Here is a 274-nt window from a genome sequence, read left to right as displayed (position 1 = left end):
GATTGGTTTTGCCTGAAGAGAGCTTGGCTGAATACGTTAAGATCGGTTTAATGACTGAGCCGACGCACTTGCGCCTGCGGGTTTTGGCGGAGGAACGTTTGGGATGGAGCTTGCAGGAAATTGAGCGCAGAATTGGTGAACCTTCAGGAATTGAAGATTCTTCAGAATCGGATTCAACTTCTTCAGATGATGTGCAGCACACTTCTCCAACTTCTCAAGCTTCAAAACGTTCTTTAATCGTGTTGGGAAAAAAAGAATTTAATGACATCACCCC

1 pseudogene is annotated in these 274 nt (G+C 44.9%); it reads left to right on the top strand.

From position 1 onward, the window contains the following. Positions 1-274 (top strand): annotated as a pseudogene (locus tag ACTHSQ_RS11260) (23S rRNA methyltransferase); the annotation flags it as partial.

The organism is Neisseria sp. P0009.S008, from assembly GCF_051958615.1.
GTDB lineage: Bacteria > Pseudomonadota > Gammaproteobacteria > Burkholderiales > Neisseriaceae > Neisseria > Neisseria subflava.
Note: the sequence above shows the minus strand (reverse complement) of the source record. Positions and strands in the feature narration are given on the sequence as shown.